At 70.7% G+C, this 17,437-nt stretch carries 15 protein-coding genes; 6 read left to right on the top strand and 9 right to left on the bottom strand.

Annotated elements, in window-relative coordinates; all coding sequences use genetic code 11:
- The first annotated feature begins 2 nt into the window (after nucleotides 1-2).
- The 5 genes from OG912_RS30380 to OG912_RS30360 are packed head-to-tail and all read left to right on the top strand — an operon-like array spanning nucleotide 3 to nucleotide 4,954.
- Nucleotides 3-950, top strand: a complete 948-nt coding sequence (locus OG912_RS30380) for a carbohydrate ABC transporter permease (RefSeq protein ID WP_443061033.1) — start codon at nucleotides 3-5, stop codon at nucleotides 948-950.
- A 6-nt stretch (nucleotides 951-956) separates the two neighbouring features.
- Entirely contained in the window at nucleotides 957-1,985 is a 1,029-nt protein-coding gene (locus tag OG912_RS30375) for an NAD-dependent epimerase/dehydratase family protein (RefSeq protein ID WP_327712087.1), read from the top strand.
- Between the two features lie 8 nt (nucleotides 1,986-1,993).
- Nucleotides 1,994-3,049: a dihydrodipicolinate synthase family protein gene (locus OG912_RS30370; RefSeq protein ID WP_327712086.1), complete on the top strand. Its 1,056-nt coding sequence runs from the start codon at nucleotides 1,994-1,996 to the stop codon at nucleotides 3,047-3,049.
- Nucleotides 3,033-4,058 carry a hydroxyacid dehydrogenase gene (locus OG912_RS30365; protein WP_327712085.1) on the top strand — a complete coding sequence of 342 codons (1,026 nt, stop codon included), beginning with the start codon at nucleotides 3,033-3,035 and terminating at the stop codon, nucleotides 4,056-4,058. The genes OG912_RS30370 and OG912_RS30365 overlap by 17 nt, the downstream gene beginning before the upstream one ends.
- Before the next feature lie 47 nt (nucleotides 4,059-4,105).
- On the top strand, nucleotides 4,106-4,954 hold the full coding sequence (locus OG912_RS30360) for a fumarylacetoacetate hydrolase family protein (protein ID WP_327712083.1): 849 nt from the start codon (nucleotides 4,106-4,108) through the stop codon (nucleotides 4,952-4,954).
- Between the two features lie 18 nt (nucleotides 4,955-4,972).
- Here OG912_RS30360 and OG912_RS30355 read toward each other — a convergent pair whose 3' ends face one another.
- The 5 genes from OG912_RS30355 to OG912_RS30335 form a co-directional block, all read right to left on the bottom strand.
- Nucleotides 4,973-6,673: a flavin monoamine oxidase family protein gene (locus tag OG912_RS30355; RefSeq protein ID WP_327712082.1), complete on the bottom strand. Its 1,701-nt coding sequence runs from the start codon at nucleotides 6,671-6,673 to the stop codon at nucleotides 4,973-4,975.
- A gap of 52 nt (nucleotides 6,674-6,725) precedes the next feature.
- On the bottom strand, nucleotides 6,726-7,523 hold the full coding sequence (locus tag OG912_RS30350) for a carbon-nitrogen hydrolase family protein (protein WP_327712081.1): 798 nt from the start codon (nucleotides 7,521-7,523) through the stop codon (nucleotides 6,726-6,728).
- Between the two features lie 250 nt (nucleotides 7,524-7,773).
- Nucleotides 7,774-8,229 carry an Lrp/AsnC family transcriptional regulator gene (locus OG912_RS30345; protein WP_018103925.1) on the bottom strand — a complete coding sequence of 152 codons (456 nt, stop codon included), beginning with the start codon at nucleotides 8,227-8,229 and terminating at the stop codon, nucleotides 7,774-7,776.
- A 150-nt stretch (nucleotides 8,230-8,379) separates the two neighbouring features.
- A complete protein-coding gene (locus OG912_RS30340) occupies nucleotides 8,380-9,837 on the bottom strand; it encodes an aldehyde dehydrogenase family protein (protein ID WP_327712080.1) in 1,458 nt (485 codons plus the stop codon).
- Between the two features lie 226 nt (nucleotides 9,838-10,063).
- Complete coding sequence (locus OG912_RS30335) at nucleotides 10,064-11,530, bottom strand: GuaB1 family IMP dehydrogenase-related protein (protein WP_326735082.1); 1,467 nt, start codon at nucleotides 11,528-11,530, stop codon at nucleotides 10,064-10,066.
- Between the two features lie 306 nt (nucleotides 11,531-11,836).
- Between OG912_RS30335 and OG912_RS30330 the strand changes: the two genes are divergently transcribed.
- Nucleotides 11,837-12,859: a terpene synthase family protein gene (locus OG912_RS30330; protein WP_327712079.1), complete on the top strand. Its 1,023-nt coding sequence runs from the start codon at nucleotides 11,837-11,839 to the stop codon at nucleotides 12,857-12,859.
- 66 nt (nucleotides 12,860-12,925) lie between these two features.
- Here the strand turns inward: OG912_RS30330 and OG912_RS30325 are convergent, their stop codons facing one another.
- The 4 genes from OG912_RS30325 to fmt form a co-directional block, all read right to left on the bottom strand.
- Nucleotides 12,926-13,942 carry a sugar-binding transcriptional regulator gene (locus OG912_RS30325; RefSeq protein ID WP_326740519.1) on the bottom strand — a complete coding sequence of 339 codons (1,017 nt, stop codon included), beginning with the start codon at nucleotides 13,940-13,942 and terminating at the stop codon, nucleotides 12,926-12,928.
- Between the two features lie 163 nt (nucleotides 13,943-14,105).
- On the bottom strand, nucleotides 14,106-14,789 hold the full coding sequence (gene rpe, locus OG912_RS30320) for a ribulose-phosphate 3-epimerase (protein ID WP_326735084.1): 684 nt from the start codon (nucleotides 14,787-14,789) through the stop codon (nucleotides 14,106-14,108).
- Nucleotides 14,790-14,911: 122 nt separating this feature from the next.
- The gene (locus OG912_RS30315) at nucleotides 14,912-16,345 is read right to left on the bottom strand and encodes an RsmB/NOP family class I SAM-dependent RNA methyltransferase (RefSeq protein ID WP_327712078.1); all 1,434 of its coding nucleotides are present in this window, start codon (nucleotides 16,343-16,345) and stop codon (nucleotides 14,912-14,914) included.
- Between the two features lie 82 nt (nucleotides 16,346-16,427).
- Nucleotides 16,428-17,360, bottom strand: coding sequence for a methionyl-tRNA formyltransferase (fmt, locus tag OG912_RS30310; protein WP_327712077.1), 933 nt, complete (start codon nucleotides 17,358-17,360; stop codon nucleotides 16,428-16,430).
- Nucleotides 17,361-17,437: the final 77 nt, after the last annotated feature.

Raw genomic sequence — 17,437 nt, 5'->3', positions numbered from 1 at the left:
CCATGACCGCAGCACCCGCAGAGACGAAGGCCCAGCCCGCAGGCCGGGCTCCCGCACCGCCTGACCGGGCGGAGCGCCGGGCCATGCGCAAACTGCAGAAGCTCTCCGAGCAGGACACCGTCCCGTACGGCATGCGCGCCACCCGGACCGGAAAGATCGCACGCGGCGTGCTCCTGACGGTGGCCGCGCTCGTCACGGTCTTCCCGTTCTACGCGATGGTCGTGCTCTCCCTGAAGCCGTCCGCGGCGGTCGACTTCCCCGGAAGTCTGCTGCCGTGGCCGCTGACCGGCGAGGCGTACGACACCGTCATGGGCGCCCAGGACGTGCCCCGCTGGCTGCTGAACACGCTGATCTACTCGGTCGTCTCCGTCGTCGGCGTGCTGCTGCTCGCCTCCCTCGCCGGCTACGCCTTCGCCAAGAAGCGCTTCCCGGGCCGGGAGACGATGTTCTGGTCGTTCCTGTCGATGGTGATGGTCCCGTACCACGTCACGATGATCCCGACCTTCGCGATGATCGCGAAGCTGGGCGGCGTCGACACGTACTGGGGTCTGATCGTGCCGACCCTGGCCAACGCCCAGGCGGTGTTCCTGATGCGGCAGTTCATCCAGGGCCTGCCGGACGAGCTCTTCGAGGCTGCCCGGCTGGACGGCTGCAACGAGTGGCAGATCTTCTACCGGATCGTGCTGCCACTGCTGAAGCCGATCCTCGCCACACTCGGCGTCTTCGTCTTCCTGTGGCACTGGAACGACTTCCTGTGGCCGTTGGTCATCGGCCAGTCCACCGACATGCGCACCCTCACCGTCGGCATCGCCTCGCTCCAGCAGCAGAACGTGCCGCTCAATGTGGTGCTCTCCGGCTCCGTCATCGCGTTCGTGCCCATCTTCGCCGCATACATGGTGGGCCAGCGCTACTTCACCGAGGGCGTCACCGCGTCCGGAATCAAGGGATAGCCACACATGTTCACCGATGAGGCCGCACTCGAAGAGCGGCTCGCCACCCCTTCCCCCGCGCTCGTCGCCGATCTCGGCCGCCTCGAAGGCGATCTGCTGGTGCTCGGCGCCGGAGGCAAGATGGGCCCCAGTCTGTGCCGGCTGGCGCGCCGGGCGCTGGACGCCGCGGGCCGTGCGGACGTGACCGTGTACGCGGTCTCCCGCTGGTCCGACAAGGCCGCCGCCGAGGAGCTGGAGTCCGCCGGGGTCCGTACCGTCGCCTTCGACCTGATGGACCCGGCCGCCGATCTGGCCCGACTCCCCGATGCCGGGAACGTCGTCTTCATGGTCGGCGCCAAGTTCGGTTCCGCCGGGGCGCCTTCGCACGCCTGGGCGGTGAACGCCGCGATGCCCGACCGGGTGGCCCGGCGCTGGTCGGGTTCGCGGATCGCCGCGTTCTCCACCGGGAACGTCTACCCGCTGGTGCCGGTCTCCTCCGGCGGCTGCACCGAGACCGACCCGGTGGGCCCGGTCGGCGAGTACGCGATGTCCTGCCTCGGCCGGGAGCGGATCTTCGATCACGCGGCGCTGACCCGGGGCACCAGGGTCGCCAACATCCGCCTCAACTACGCGGTCGACCTGCGCTACGGCGTACTGGCCGACATCGCCTACCGGGTGCAGGCCGGGGAGCCGGTCGATGTGACGACCGGTCACGCCAATGTGGTCTGGCAGGGGTACGCCAACGAGGTCGCCCTGCGCGCCCTGCTGCACGCCACCGACGGCGAGGCGTTCACCCTCAACCTCACCGGACCCGAGACCGCTTCGGTGCGCCGCATCGCGCAGTGGTTCGGCGAGGAGTTCGACCGTGAGCCGGTGCTCGCCGGTACGGAGGCGCCCACCGCGCTGCTCTCCGACGCGAGCCGCTGCCATGCTCTCTTCGGCTACCCGGATGTCGCCCTGCGCACCCTCGTCGAATGGCAGGCCGACTGGCTGCGCCGCGGGCTGCCGCTGTCCGGCAAGCCCACCAAGTTCCAGGTACGTGACGGAAGGTTCTGATCCACTCCATGTCCACTCCCACCCTCCGGTCCACCCCCGCCCTGGAGCTGCTCGCCCATGGCGCGGCCATCCCCGCCCATCCGCTCGCCCTGCACGCGGACGGCACCTTCGACGAGCGCCGGCAGCGGGCGCTGACCCGCTACTACCTCGCCTCGGGCGCGGGCGGCGCCGCCGTCGCCGTGCACACCACCCAGTTCGAGATCCGCGAGCGGGAGGTGGGCCTGTTCCGTCCCGTGCTGGAGCTCGCCGCCGAGACGATCGACGCCGAGGCCGGCCGCCCGTTCGTGAAGGTCGCCGGTGCCTGCGGTTACACCGCCCAGGCCGTCGCGGAGGCGGAGACCGCCGCGGCGCTCGGCTACGACGCGGTCCTGCTCAGCCCGGCCGTGCCCGGGGCCGACGAGAAGGGGCTGCTGGAGCGGGCGCGGGCGGTCGGCGAGGTGCTTCCGGTCATCGGCTTCTACCTCCAGGAGGCCGTCGGCGGACGGTACTTGTCGCCCGCGTTCTGGTCCGCGTTCACCGACCTCCCCAGCACGGTCGCCGTGAAGATCGCCCCGTTCGACCGCTACCGCACCGCCGATGTCGTCCGGGCGGTCGCCGCCGCCGACCGGGCCGACGAGGTGGCGCTGTACACCGGCAACGACGACGACATCATCGGCGATCTGCTCACCCCGTACGAGACGGCCACCGGCACCCCGCGCTGGTTCGCGGGCGGGCTGCTCGGCCAGTGGGCCGTGTGGACGAGCTCCGCCGTGACCCTGCTCGACGACGTACGGCGGGCCCGCGCCGGGGACCACGGAGCGATGGTCCGCTGCCTGGCCCGCCGCTCCGAGCTCACGGACGCCAACAGCGCGGTCTTCGACGTGCGGGGCGCCTTCCGCGGCTGCATCGCCGGGGTGCACGAAGTGCTGCGCCGCCAGGGCCTGCTGGCGAACATCCGCTGCCTGGACCCGGCCGAGACGCTCTCCCCCGGACAGGCCGACGAGATCACCCGGGTGGCCGCGGCCTACCCTTGGCTGACCGATGACGCCTTCGTTGCGGAGCACCTCGATGCCTGGCTCTCCTGAACCCGCCGACCGCCCCTCACGGGTCGTCGTCGCCGTACCGCCGGGCCTGCGTGCCCAGTTCTTCACGGCCGAGGTGTGGCAGGAGCTGGAGCGGGCCGCCGAAGTCACCGTCGTCGACGACCACTCCGACCGGGCGGCGGTCGCGGCGGCCCTGCCCGGCGCCCGTGCGCTGATCACCTCGTGGCGGGCGCCCAAGGTGGACGCGGAACTGCTGGCGCACGCGGACCGGCTGGAGCTGGTGGCGCACACCGGCTCGGCGGTGGCCCCCTATGTCACCGAGGAGGTGTTCCGGCGCTCCGTCCTGGTCACCCAGGCCGGTGACGAGATGGCCCGCCCGGTCGCCGAGGTGGCGCTCGCCTTCACGCTCTCGCTGCTCCACCGCATCCAGCGCTTCGACCATGCCCTGCGCGGCGGACTGGACTGGGCGGCGGCGAGCGAGGCCCCACCTCGCCACGAGATCCACGGCAGCGAGATCGGTGTGATCGGCGCCTCCCGCACCGGTCGCGCCTACATCCGGCTGGCGCGGGCGATGGGGGCGCGGGTGAGCGTCACCGACCCGTTCCTTTCGGAGGCCGAGGCCCAGGCCATCGGCGTGACGTCCGTACCACTGGAGACGCTGCTCTCCCGCAGCCGGATCGTGGCCGTGCACGCACCGGTCACCGAGGAGACCCACCGGATGATCGGCGCCGCACAGCTGGCCCTGATGCCGGACGGTGCGGGCCTCGTGAACACCGCCCGGTCCTGGCTGGTGGACGAGAACGCGCTCCTCGCCGAGCTGACCACGGGCCGGCTGGACGCGGCGATCGACGTCTTCGACGCCGAGCCGCTGCCCGCAGACCACCCCTTCCGCGCGCTGCCGAACGTGCTGCTCACCCCGCACCAGGCGGCGGGCAGTGTCGAGTGCCGGCAGCGGCTGGGCACCAGCGCCGTCAACGAGGTGCTGCGACTGCTCGCCGGGCGTCCGCCGGTCCACGCCGTCACCGCCGACGCCCTCACCCGCCTGCACTGACCGTCCCCAAGTCCCCGTACCCGTACCTCTCAGGAGATCTCACCGTCATGCGACTGATGCGCATCGGCGAGCCGGGCCATGAGCGCCCGGTCGCCGTCTGCCCCGAGGGCCGCCACTACGACCTGTCCGGCATCACCGACGACATCGACGGCGCCTTCCTCGCCGCGCTGGCCGACAAGCCGCACCTGATCCCCGCCGAGCCGAAGCTCCCGGAGACCGACATCACCGGGCAGCGCATCGGCGCCCCGGTGGCCCGGCCCTCCGCGCTCCTGTGCATCGGGCAGAACTACGCGGCCCACGCCGCCGAGTCCGGTGCCGAACCGCCGGAGCAGCCGATCCTCTTCTACAAGTCGCCGAACACGGTGGTCGGTCCGTACGACGACGTCCTCATCCCGCGCGGTTCGAAGAAGACCGACTGGGAGGTGGAGCTGGCCGTCGTGATCGGCCGCCGCGCCTCCTACCTGGACTCCCCCGCCGACGCCGCCGCCCACATCGCCGGTTACGCGGTCAGCAACGACGTCTCCGAGCGCGCCTTCCAACTGGAGGAGTCGGGGGGCCAGTGGTCCAAGGGCAAGAGCTGCGCCACCTTCAACCCACTGGGCCCGGTCCTGGTGACCGCCGACGAGGTGGGCGATCCGCAGCAGTTGCGGCTGCGCAGCTTCGTCAACGGCGAGCCCCGGCAGGACTCCTCCACCGCGGACATGATCTTCAGCGTGGCGCATCTGGTGCACCATCTGTCGCAGTACCTGGTGCTGGAGCCCGGCGACATCATCAACACCGGTACGCCGCAGGGCGTGGCCCTGTCCGGCCGCTTCCCGTACCTGGCCGAGGGCGACGTGATGGAGGTCGAGATCTCGGGCCTGGGCCGGCAGCGCAGCCTCTGCCGCCCCGCGTAACCGGGGACGCAACCGGTCTCAGTCCTCCGGTAGTTCGACCGGGGCGATCTCGTCGAAGACGTCGCCGGGGCCGGGGTTGGTGCCGTCGGTCGCACCGCCGAACTGGGTCATCACACCCCAGACGGCGTTCAGTGCGGTCTGGACGGCCCCCTCGGCCCAGCCGGCCGTCCAGGAGATGTCGTCGCCCGCGAGGAACAGGCCCCGCTTGTCGGCGGGCAGCCGGTCCTGCATGAAGTGGGTGAACAGCCGCCGCTGGTAGCGGTAGTGGCCGGGCAGATTGGCCTTGAACGCGCCCATGAAGTACGGCTCGTTCTCCCAGGAGACCGTCACCGGGTTTCCGGTGATGTGCCCCCGGATGTCCACGTTCGGATAGATCTCGCCGAGCGACTTCAGCATGACGTCCATGCGCTCGGTCGCGGAGAGCGGCAGCCACTTCAGGCTGTCGTCGCACCAGGTGTACGAGAGGCAGATGCTGGCCGGCTTGTCCGGGCCGTCGTCGAGGAGGTACGTACCCCGGGTCATCCGGTCGGTCAGCGTCATCGACATGGTGTCGCGCCCGGTGGTCTCCTCCTTGTCCAGCCAGAACGGCCGGTCGACGGGGACGAACAGCTTGGACGACTCCATGTAGTGGGTGCGCTCCATCGCCGTCCAGTGGTCGATCGGGAAGAGCGCGTCGTCGCAGGCGATCTTGGAGAGCAGCAGCCAGGACTGTCCGGTGAAGACGGCCGCCCGGAAGGTGCGGATGTCGCCCGTGGCGTCGGTGACGGTGATCCGGTTCCCGGCGGTGCGGTTGAGCCGGGTCACCGCGGGGCGCGGTTCTCCGTCGTGCAGCGAGGCCAGCGAGGTGCCGAGCGGCCAGTGGACGATCTTCCGCGGTTCGCGTTCCCACAGACGCAGCGGGAGCTGCTGGCTGCCGCCGACGATGGAGCGGTGGTGGTCGTCCGCCTCTGTGTAGACGACGCGGAGGATCTCCAGGATGGAGTTGGGGAAGTCGGTGTCCCAGCCGCCGGTGCCGAAGCCGACCTGCCCGAAGATCTCACGGTGACGGAAGGACTTGAAGGCGTCGGAGTCGCAGAGGAAGCCGTAGAAGGTCTGGTTGTCGAGCTTCCCGACGAGCCGGGCCCAGATCTCCCGGATCCGCGGGACGTCGCGCTCGCGCATTGCCCGGTTCATGTCGGAGAAGTCGGCACCCTCCTCCAGGCAGGCGTTCCAGGCGTCCATCACGTCGCGGTAGACCTGCGGGAGGTCGTCGATGGTCCTGGCGTAGTGCGACTCGCCCTTGAGGTCGACGACGGTCGAGGGCGTGACCGGGGAGAGCGGGTTGGGGAACGGCTTCGTCTCCAGACCCACCAGGTCGATGTAGTGCTGGAGGGCGGTCGAGGACGGCGGGAAGCGCATCGCGCCCATCTCGGCGGTGAGGGGCTCGCCGTCCGTGGTGCAGCCGTCGAACTCGACGGTGCGCAGCCGTCCGCCGATGCGGTCGGCCTCGTAGACGACGGGCTTGAGCCCCATCTTCATCAGCTCGTAGGCGGTGACGATGCCGGAGAGCCCACCGCCGATGACGGCCACCTCGCTGCCGTGCTCGGTCGCCGGTATCTGTCCGAGTCCCGCGGGGTGTGCGAGGAAGTCGTCGTACGCGTAGGGGAAGTCCGGCCCGAACATGGTGATCGGCGGGGCTGCGTCGGTGTGCGGGACGGCCGGGGGCACCGTGGACGTCATGGGGTACGGACTCCTTGCGGGAACAAGTGGGGTGAGGGCGGGGCGGCGTGTCTCAGACGAGGGAGCCGTACAGGCCGGGGCGGCGGTCGCGCAGATACGGGTTGCCGGCCCGGGACGTGGTCAGGAGGCCGGGGTCGACGTCGCCGATGACGAGTTCCTCGCCGCGTCCGGCGCGGGTGCGGACCGTGCCGTCGGGGCCGGCGAGAGCGCTCAGCCCGACGAACTCGAAGGGGCCTTCGGTGCCGGTCCGGTTGGCGTAGGCGACGTAGAGCTGGTTCTCGAAGGCGCGGACCGGGACGACGGACTCCGCGACGAACGGGAAGGGGTGCATGAGCGCGGTCGGCACCAGCAGGAGATCGGTTCCGGCGAGTGCGTGCGCCCGTACGTTCTCCGGGAACTCGACGTCGTAGCAGATCAGGAAGCCGATGCGGACGCCGTCGAGCTCGGCCTGGACGACCGGTCGGTCGCCGGGGGTGAACCAGCGCTCCTCGAAGTCGCCGAAGAGGTGGGTCTTGCGGTAGTCGGCGAGCGCGGTCCCGTCGGGCCCGATGAGCTGCGCGGCGTTGTACAGGGTGTCGCCGTCACGCTCCGGGTAGCCGTAGTGGACGGCGATCCCGTGCCGTACGGCGATCTCGGCGACGGCCCGGGCGGCGGGCCCGTCAACGGCTTCGGCCAGCCGGGGCACGTCGTCGCCGATCGCATACCCGGTCAGGAACATCTCGGGGCAGACCAGCAGCCGGGCACCGTCGGCTGCGGCGCGTCGCGCGGCGTCGTCGAGCAGGTCGAGATTGCCGGCCACCGAGCCCGGAGTCCCGGAGCTCTGGAGCAGGGCGGTGCGCAACGGCGGCATGGCTGACCTCGGACGATGCGGGTGGCGGGGACGTATTGACGGTACGTTCCGCGATTCCCCCCGGACAAGGCGCGAGTGTTGCGCACCGACCGTCGATCCGTTGCGTCCATCCGCCCGGGCGCAGCGATTCATTGCACGCCGTGGCGAATCCAGCCCGTCCGGCGTTTGCGGACGGAACCGTGGCCGAATACCCGGCCGCCTCTTCGTCACCGGCCGACGAACAGGCACCACTGCGCGGACAGCCGCACCGCTACCCCGGTGAACCCGACGAGTAGCGCCGCAGCAGCGGCGACAGCACCAGCACGGACTTCGTCCGCTCGACATACGGCTCGCCCGCGATCCGCTCCAGCACCTGCTCGAAGTGGCGCATGTCCGCCGCGAACACCTGGACGAGCGCGTCCGCGTCCCCTGTCACGGTGGACGCCGAGGCGACCTCCGGATACCGGGCGAGCCCCTGCTTGATGGACTCCGGTGACGTGTTGCGGCTGCAGTAGATCTCGATGTACCCCTCGGTCTCCCAGCCGAGCGCCGCCGGGTCCACCCGGACGGTGAACCCCGTGATCGCCCCCTCGGCGCGCAGCCGGTCCACCCGGCGTTTCACCGCGGGTGCGGACAGCCCGATGATCGAGCCGATGTCGGCGTAGGAGCGGCGGGCATCTTCGGCGAGGGCGTGGACGATGCGTTCGTCGAGGTCGTTCAGTCGCACGTCGTACGGGTCACTTCTCTGCGATGGCGAGGGCCCTGGTCGGGGCGGGGCACGGCTGCTGCCGGGGGCGGTCGTACCGCCCCCGGAAGTAGACCATGGGCCCGCCCCGCGGGGCGCGCTCAGCGCAGGTGGCGCCGGGCCGGAAGAGGATCAGAAGGGGAACTGCGAGCGCCCGTGCTGCACGGAGATCCACTTCTGGGTGGTGAAGGCCTCCAGCATCGAGTCGCCGTTGAGCCGCCCGAGCCCGGAGTTCTTCTCGCCGCCGAAGGGGACGATGGGCTCGTCGTGGACCGTGCCGTCGTTGATGTGGATCATGCCGGTACGGATCCGCTGCCCGACCCGGACGCCGCGCTCGATGTTGCCGGTGTGCACGGCGCCGCTCAGCCCGTACGGGGTGTCGTTGGCGATCCGGACCGCCTCGTCCTCGCCGTCGAACGGCACGAGGAGCGCGACCGGGCCGAAGATCTCCTGGGACAGCACGGGGGAATCGGGCGCCAGTCCGGTGAGGACGGAGGGGCTGACGACGTTCCCCTCGACCCGTCCGTGCAGCAGCGCCGTCGCACCCGCCTCGACGGTCTGGTCGACGAGCGCGCCGATGGCCTCGGCCTGGGTCGAGTTGATCAGGGGGCCGATCTGGGTCGCCGGGTCGGCCGGGTCGCCGACGCGCAGGGAGGCGACCTTCGCGACGAACTTCTCGGTGAACTCCTGCTCCACCGCACGGTCCACGAGGATCCGGTTGGCGGCCATGCAGACCTGCCCCTGGTGTACGTACCGGCTGAACACCGCCGCGTCGACGGCGTAGTCCACATCGGCGTCGTCGAGGACGATCAGCGCGCTGTTGCCGCCGAGTTCGAGTACCGAGCGCTTGAGGTTCGCCGCGCACACCGTGGCGACGTGCCGTCCGACCTTGTCGGAGCCGGTGAAGGAGATGACCTGCGGTATGGGGTGCTCAAGCAGCGCGTCACCGATCTCCGCAATGTCGGTGACGACGACGTTCAGCAGACCGGCCGGCAGGCCTGCGTCCTCGAACACCTTGGCCACCAGGGTGCCGCCGCAGACCGGGGTGTTCTGGTGCGGCTTGAGCACCACCGCGTTCCCCAGTGCCAGGGCCGGAGCCACGGACTTCAGGGACAGCAGGAAGGGGAAGTTGAAGGGGCTGATGACCCCGACCACGCCGACGGGCACCCGGTAGACCCGGTTCTCCTTGCCCGGGGTCGGCGAGGGCAGGATCTGCCCGGTGGAGCGCAGCGCGAGCTGGATCGCCTCGCGCAGGAACTCCTTGGCCAGGTGCAGTTCGAAGGCCGCCTTCAGCCGGGTGCCGCCGAGCTCGGCGACGATCGCGTCACCGATCTCGCCCTCGCGCTCCTCGACGACCCGCAGAGCCTTCTCCAGCACCGCTCGACGGGCGTAGGGGTTGGTGTCCGCCCACGCCTGCTGAGCGGTCTCGGCCGCACGGTAGGCCTGGTCCACCTCGTCGGCCGTGGCGACCGTGATGGAGGCGAGCTTCTCCCCGTCGAACGGGTTGAAGTCGATGATGTCCCAGGACCCCTTGCCCGGCCTCCACTCTCCGTCGATGTACTGATGGGCCAGGTCAGTGAAGAAGGACATGAGATCCCTTACCGCAGAGTGGCGGGCAGCTGAGTGGGATTCATATTACTTATTTTTCAACAGAGTTGGTATGGAGATCGGCCCGCCCCAGGCATCGTTTCCGGCCACGCCCGGTCCATGGAGGCCCCGTCATGCCCCGGCCCCTGGGGGCCCGAACACACCGATGCCCCTCCCGGCGTGAACAGCCGGAAGAGGCACGGTCGATGAGCGATGCCAGGGGGCGGGATCAGCCCCAGCTGGCGTGCAGCGGCTTGCCCTCCGCGTAACCGGCGGCGCTCTGCACACCGACGACCGCCTTCTCGGCGAACTCCGCGAGGGAACCCGCACCGGCGTACGTGCAGGAGGAACGGACGCCCGCGATGATCGAGTCGACCAGGTCCTCGACGCCGGGGCGGGAGGGGTCCAGGAACATCCGCGAGGTGGAGATGCCCTCTTCGAAGAGCGCCTTGCGGGCCCGGTCGTACGCCGACTCGTCCGACGTGCGGTTCTTCACGGCTCGTGCGGACGCCATGCCGAAGGACTCCTTGTAGAAGCGCCCGTCGGCGGACTGCTGGAGGTCACCGGGCGACTCGTGCGTCCCGGCGAACCAGGAGCCGATCATCACATTGGAAGCCCCGGCGGCGAGCGCCATGGCCACGTCGCGCGGGTGACGGACGCCGCCGTCGGCCCAGACGTGCTTGCCGTACTTCTTCGCCTCTGCGGCACACTCCAGAACGGCGGAGAACTGCGGCCGGCCCACTCCGGTCATCATCCGGGTGGTGCACATGGCGCCGGGTCCGACACCGACCTTGATGATGTCCGCGCCGGCCTCGATGAGGTCGCGCACGCCCTCGGCGGCGACGATGTTGCCGGCGACGATCGGCACCTGCGGATCCAGCGCCCGGACGGCGCGCACCGCGCTGATCATGGACTCCTGGTGGCCGTGCGCGGTGTCGACGACGAGGGTGTCGGCACCGGCGTCGAGGAGCTGCTTGGCCTTGCCCGCGACATCGCCGTTGATCCCGACGGCGGCCGCGATCCGCAGCTTGCCCGCCGCGTCGGTGGCGGGTGTGTAGAGAGTGGCGCGCAGTGCGGCCTTACGGGTGAGGATGCCGACGAGCCGGCCGTCCGCGTCGACCGCGGGGGCGAGCTTGCGGTTGGCGCCGTCGAGCTTGTTGAACGCGTCGCGCGGGTCGATGTCCGCGTCCAGCAGCACCAGGTCCTTGGACATGACCTCGGAGAGCTGGGTGAAGCGGTCGACGCCGGTCAGGTCGTGATCGGTGACCACGCCGATGGGACGCCGCTCGCCGTCGACGACGACCCCGGCGCCGTGGGCGCGCTTGGGCAGCAGCGACAGTGCGTCGGCGACCGTCTGGCCGGGGGCCAGCACGATGGGGGTGTCGAGCACGAGGTGGCGCGTTTTCACCCAGCTGATGACCTCGGTGACGACCTCGATCGGGATGTCCTGCGGGATGACGACGAGCCCACCGCGACGGGCGATGGTTTCGGCCATCCGGCGGCCCGCGATGGCCGTCATGTTCGCGACGACGAGCGGGATGGTGGTGCCGGTGCCATCGGGCGAGGACAGGTCGACGCCCTGACGGGATCCGACCGCTGACCTGCCCGGAACCATGAAGACATCGTCGTACGTGAGGTCGTACGGAACGGAGGGGGACTCTGTGTATCGACCGGTGCCGGGCTCAAGAAAACGCATAAGACTCATTTTTTCATACGAAATGACGCAGGTCGCTTCCACGAAGACACAGCAAACGACTCCCGCCTTCGTATGTTCCTCCAAGGAACAGGATCGGGAGTCCCGGGCAAGTGGAACCTGCCTTGCCCACAGACCCTACCCGAGGGACCTGCGAATCATTCGTGATCATCTTCCCTGGACCTGGTGACTGGGGGTCAGGTAGCTTCAAACGCGCAGGTCCCGCGGGTCACCCAACACCCCGGAGCATCAGGCGGAGCGGTCACAACTCCCGCCACGCATACGACCGGAGAGGATCACGACCCACCCGTGGAGAGCGAACTGCCGGACATCTACTGCCCGTTCCCCCAGCGGACGAACCCGCACGTCGGGCACGTAAGGGAGCATCTCGACAGCTGGACCCGCAACACCGGTCTGGTGCACCGGGATTCAGCCAGGGATCGCTTCGAACAGGCGGACTTCGGGGCCTTCGTCGGCATGGTCTACCCGACCGCCGACAGCAAGAATCTGGACCTCGTCGCCGACTGGTTCGTCTGGCTGTTTCTCGTCGACGACCAGCTGGACGACGGGCACCTGGGCCGCAGCCCGGACCGCGTACGGGACGTCGTCGCGCTGATGCAGTCCGTGGTCGAGGGCACCGGCACAGGCACCCTGGCGAACGAGCGGCTGCCGGCCGCGGTCGTCGCCCTCACGGACCTGTGGGAACGCACGACACCGGCCGCCGCGGCGCACTGGCGGCGGCGCTTCGCCTGGCACCTGATCGCCTATCTCACGACGGCCACCACGTGGGAGGCCGGGAACCGCGCGGACGGCGTGGTCCCGTCCGAGGCGACGTACATCGGCAAGCGCCGTCACACGGGCGCGATACACGTCTGCATGGACCTGATAGAGATCGTGGCCGGCATCGAGGCGCCCGAGTCGATCCACAACGACTCGCGCTTCATCACCGCGCTCGAAGCCTCGTGCAATGTCGTGTGCTGGGCCAACGACGTCTACTCCTACGAGAAGGAGCAGGTGCTCGGCGAGATCCACAACCTCGTCCACCTCGTCCGCCACCACCGCGGTTTCGGCAAGCAGCAGGCGCTGGAACACGTCTGTGCGGAGATAGCCACGGAGACCGAGCGCTTCCTGACCGCGGAGGCCGAGCTGCTGGCCGCCTATCCGCAGCTCGCCCGGATGCTGGAGCCGTACCTGGACGGGATGCGGAGCTGGATGCGCGGGAATCTCGACTGGTCCCGGCAGACACCGCGCTACAACCCGGCCGACGTCAGCCAGTACAAGGAGCCGGAGCAGTATCTGGAGGCGACCGTCCTGGGCGTCAGGCCGGACTGACCGCAACGCAGCGGAGCACACGGAAGGGGGCGGGCGGTGATGACACCGCCCGCCCCCTTCCGGCTGTCACTCCCCGTCCGGGTCGGCCCGCTCCAGTGCGGGCCTGCGCGGCGCGGCCGACTCGGTGAGCAGGTAGTCCGCCGCCGCGGTGTCCGTCACCAGACTGGTGACGAGGCCGGACCGCAGCACCGCTCCGATCGCCGCGGCCTTGCGCTGGCCGCCGGCGATCGCGACCACCTCGGGGATCCGCCGCAGCCGGTCCGCCTCGACCGTGATGCAGCGCTCGCCGAGGTCACGGCCGACGCGGCGGCCGTCCGAGTCGAAGAGATGCGCCGACATCTCGGCGGCCACCCCCAGCGAGGCGTAGTGCTCGCGCTCCGAGTCGGAGAGCATGTCGTGCACCGTGGAGATCCCGGGTTCCCAGGAGCCGATGGAGACCGCGGCGACGGTCACCTTGTCGAAGTACTCGAAGGCACGCGCGATGCCCGTCTGATGGCGCAGCGCGGCGGCCGTCGCCGGGTCGGGGAGCAGCATCGGCGCGTAGATGGGGTGGGCCTCGCCACCGGACACCTGGGCGGCCCGCCGCACGGCCTCGACCGAGCCGCGCTCGGCCGTTCCCGCGTCGTACACCCCGGTGAGCTGCACGACCGTGCACGGCGGCAGCCGGTCGAGGGCCGCCGCCATGTGGATGGTGGACCGTCCCCAGGCGAGGCCGAGCACATCGCCCTCGTTCACCAGTTCGCCGAGCAGATCGGCCGCCACCTCGCCCAGGTTCTCCGGGTCGGCCGCGTCGTCCTGCTCCTCGGCCGGGGATTCGACCACGACCGCGTGGCGCAGCCCGTAGCGGGCGCGGAGCGCGTCGGAGCGCTCGGCGTCCAGCTCGGCGGGGACCCGGATCTCGATCCGTACGAGGTCACGCTCAAGGGCCGTCTCCAGGACCCGGGCCACCTTGAAGCGGCTGACGCCGAACTCCTCGGCGATCTGGATCTTGGATTTGCCCTCGAGGTAGAAGCGGCGGGCCATGGCCGCCGCCTGCACCAGCTCCGCGGGCCCCATCCGCAGGGCGGACCGGCCCGCCGACATTGCAGACACCGCGTTCTCCTCACTGCTGTTCACGCTCTCGATACGCCGTCATCCTGTCAGATACGGCGATCCTTGATCGGTCCCGTCGGACCGCGTTCATCTGCACTTGGCCTGGCCGACCTGCAGTCGGGGGCCGGGGCGGATGCCTGCGCCGTCATCGGCGTCAGTGGCCGCACGCCCACCCCGCCGAGGCGATGGCCCCGTCGGCCTTGGCGCGCAGGGCCCGGACGGCTTCGGCCGGGTCCTTGGCGCCGTACACAGCGGAGCCCGCGACGAAAACGTCCGCCCCCGCCTCCGCGCATCGCTCGATCGTGGACTCGGAGACGCCGCCGTCGACCTGGAGCCACAGTTCCAGTCCGTGCTTGGAGATCAGCTCACGGGTGCGGCGGATCTTCGGCAGCATGATGTCCAGGAAGGACTGGCCCCCGAAGCCCGGCTCCACCGTCATGATCAGCAGCATGTCGAGCTCGGGGAGCAGGTCCTCGTACGGCTCGATGGGCGTCGCCGGCTTGAGGGCCATGGAGGCGCGTGCTCCCTTGGCCCGGATCTCCCGCGCGAGCCGGACGGGGGCCGCCGCGGCCTCCGCGTGGAAGGTGACGGAGCCCGCCCCCGCCTCGACGTACTGCGGGGCCCAGCGGTCGGCGTCCTCGATCATCAGATGGCAGTCCAGCGGCGTGCTGGTGGCCCTGCTGAGTGATTCCACGATCGGGACGCCGAGCGTCAGATTGGGCACGAAGTGGTTGTCCATGACATCGACATGGAGCCAGTCGGCGCCTTCGACGGCCTGCGCCTCCTCGGCGAGACGTGCGAAGTCGGCGGAGAGAATACTGGGGTTGATCTGGGCCATGGGGTCAAGCCTGCCATGTCCTGGGTCACTTCCCCGCTTCGGTGCGCTCCAAAGCCTCACGGGATCATTACAGTTCGCGCATTCCCGCCCTTATCGCCCCCGGCCCAGGTCTTCCGGGGCGATCAGGCGGTCCGCCGCAGCAGGGCCAGGTACATCGCGTCCGTGCCGTGCAGATGCGGCCAGAGCTGGACGTCCGGACCGTCGCCCAGTGCGGGCACTCCGGGCATCAGCGGGCGGGCGTCCACCCACTCGGCCTCGACCGGTGCGCCGCCGCGGCCCTTGAGCACGTCCTCGACGACCACCCGGGTCTCCGCCAGATGCGGCGAGCACGTCGCGTATCCGACGACACCCCCGATCCGTACGGCCTTCAGCGCCTCGCGCAGCAGTCCGCGCTGGAGGGGCGCGAAGCTCTCCAGGTCCTCCTTGCGGCGGCGCCAGCGCGACTCCGGGCGACGGCGCAGCGCACCGAGGCCCGAGCACGGGACGTCCATCAGGATCCGGTCGAAGGTGTCGGGCAGCCACGGCGGTCGGGTGCCGTCGGCGGTGATCACCTGGTACGGGCCGGGGTTGCCGGCCAGTGAGCGCTCGACGAGGCGGGCCCGGTGCGGCTGCTTCTCGGCGGCGAGCAGGGCGGCGCCTCGGCCGGCGGCCAGGGCGGCCAGCAGCGCGGCCTTGCCACCGGGGCCGGCGCAGCCGTCGAGCCAGCGGGTGTCCCGGCCCTCCAGCGGGGCGTTGGCGAGGGCGGCGGCGACGAGCTGGCTGCCCTCGTCCTGGACACCGGCCCGGCCTTCCTGCACGGCGGTCAGAGCACCGGGCTCGCCGCCCTCCGCCATGCGTACGGCGTAGGGGGACCAGCGGCCCGGCAGGCCGTTCTCCTCGCCGAGGGCGTCGAGCAGTTCATCGGTGGTCGAGCGGCCGGGGCGGGCGACCAGGGTCACCTCGGGCCGCTCGTTGTCGGCTTCGAGGAGGTCCTCGATGCCCGCGCGCCCGCCGCCGAGGGCATCCCAGAGGGCCGAGACGATCCACCGCGGATGCGAGTGCACGACCGCCAGGTGGTCCTCGGCGTCGTCCTCGTACGAGGGGGCGACCTTCGCCACCCAGCCGTCGAAGTCGTCCGCGGACACCTTGCGGAGCACGGCGTTCACGAACTTGGCGCGCCCCTCACCGAGCACCACCCGGGCCAGCTCCACGCTCGCGGAGACCGCCGCGTGGGTGGGGATGCGGGTACCGAGCAGCTGGTGCACGCCCATGTTCAGTACGTCCAGCACCGGCGGGTCGACCTCGACCAGCGGCCGGTCGATGCAGGCGGCGACGATCGCGTCGTACGTGCCCTGGCGGCGCAGCGTCCCGTAGACCAGCTCGGTCGCCAGCGCCGCGTCCCGGTTGTCGAAGTCGCCCTTGGCCCGGGCCTTCTTCAGCAGCGGTGGAAGCGCGAGGTTGGCGTACGCGTCGCGCTCGTCGACGGCCCTGAGGGCCTCGAAGGCAAGGAACCGGACCGGATCCTTCTGCGGGCGGCGGTGCGGCTTGGCGGGACGGCGACGCGGCTGGTCGTTCACGTGAAAGGTGCTCCGCTGATGGTGAGAGGGCGAACCGTCCCAGCCTACGTCCCCGGCCCGGTCCGCCCGTCCGCGAAGCCCCTCAGATGCCGACGAGCTCGCCCGGGACGATACGCACCCCGCGCGCCCAGTCCGCGGCGCGCATCGGCTTCTTGCCCTGGGGCTGGACCCAGAGCAGCTCGATCGCGTGCGATCCGGTGCCCACGTACACGTTGTTCTTGGCCGCGGACAGCTCGCCGGGCGCCAGATCGGCCCGGTCCACGACGGGCACGGCCTGGATCAGCTTGAGGCGCTCCCCGCGGAAGAGGGTCCAGGCGCCGGGGGCCGGGGTACAGCCGCGGACCACCCGGTCGACGCGCAGGGCGGGCGCCCCCCACTGGACCTGGGCGTCCTCGACGGTGATCTTCGGTGCCAGGGTGATCCCCTCGGCGGGCTGCGGCACAGCGTGCAGGGTGCCGTCCTCGATGCCGTCCATCGTCGCGGCGAGCAGCCCGGCGCCGGCGAAGGCCAGCCGGGTCAGCAGGTCACCGCTGGTGTCGGTGGGCCGCACCTCTTCGGTGAGGACGCCGTAGACCGGTCCGGAGTCGAGCCCCTCCTCGATGAGGAAGGTGGAGGCTCCCGTCACCTCGTCGCCCGCCATCACGGCGTGCTGGACGGGCGCGGCACCGCGCCAGGCCGGCAGCAGCGAGAAGTGGAGGTTGACCCAGCCGCGGGCCGGGATGTCGAGTGCGGTCTTGGGCAGCAGTGCCCCGTAGGCGACGACGGGGCAGCAGTCCGGCGCGATCTCCCGCAGCCGCGCCAGGAAGTCCTCGTCCCGTGGCCTGACCGGCTTGAGCACCTCGATACCGGCCTCCTGCGCCCGCTCGGCGACGGGACTGGCCACCAGCCGGCGACCGCGCCCCGCGGGCGCGTCGGGCCTGGTCACGACGGCGGCCACCTCATGGCGACCGGATGCGATCAGGGCGTCCAGTGCGGGTACGGCTACCTCGGGGGTGCCTGCGAAGACGAGCTTCATGGGTGGCTGACTGCCTCTCAGGCCGAAACGTTACGGTGACGAGCAACGCACAAGTCTATGGGCCCGGAAGCCGGTAG

The organism is Streptomyces sp. NBC_00464, assembly GCF_036013915.1.
Classification (GTDB): domain Bacteria; phylum Actinomycetota; class Actinomycetes; order Streptomycetales; family Streptomycetaceae; genus Streptomyces.
Note: the sequence above shows the minus strand (reverse complement) of the source record. Positions and strands in the feature narration are given on the sequence as shown.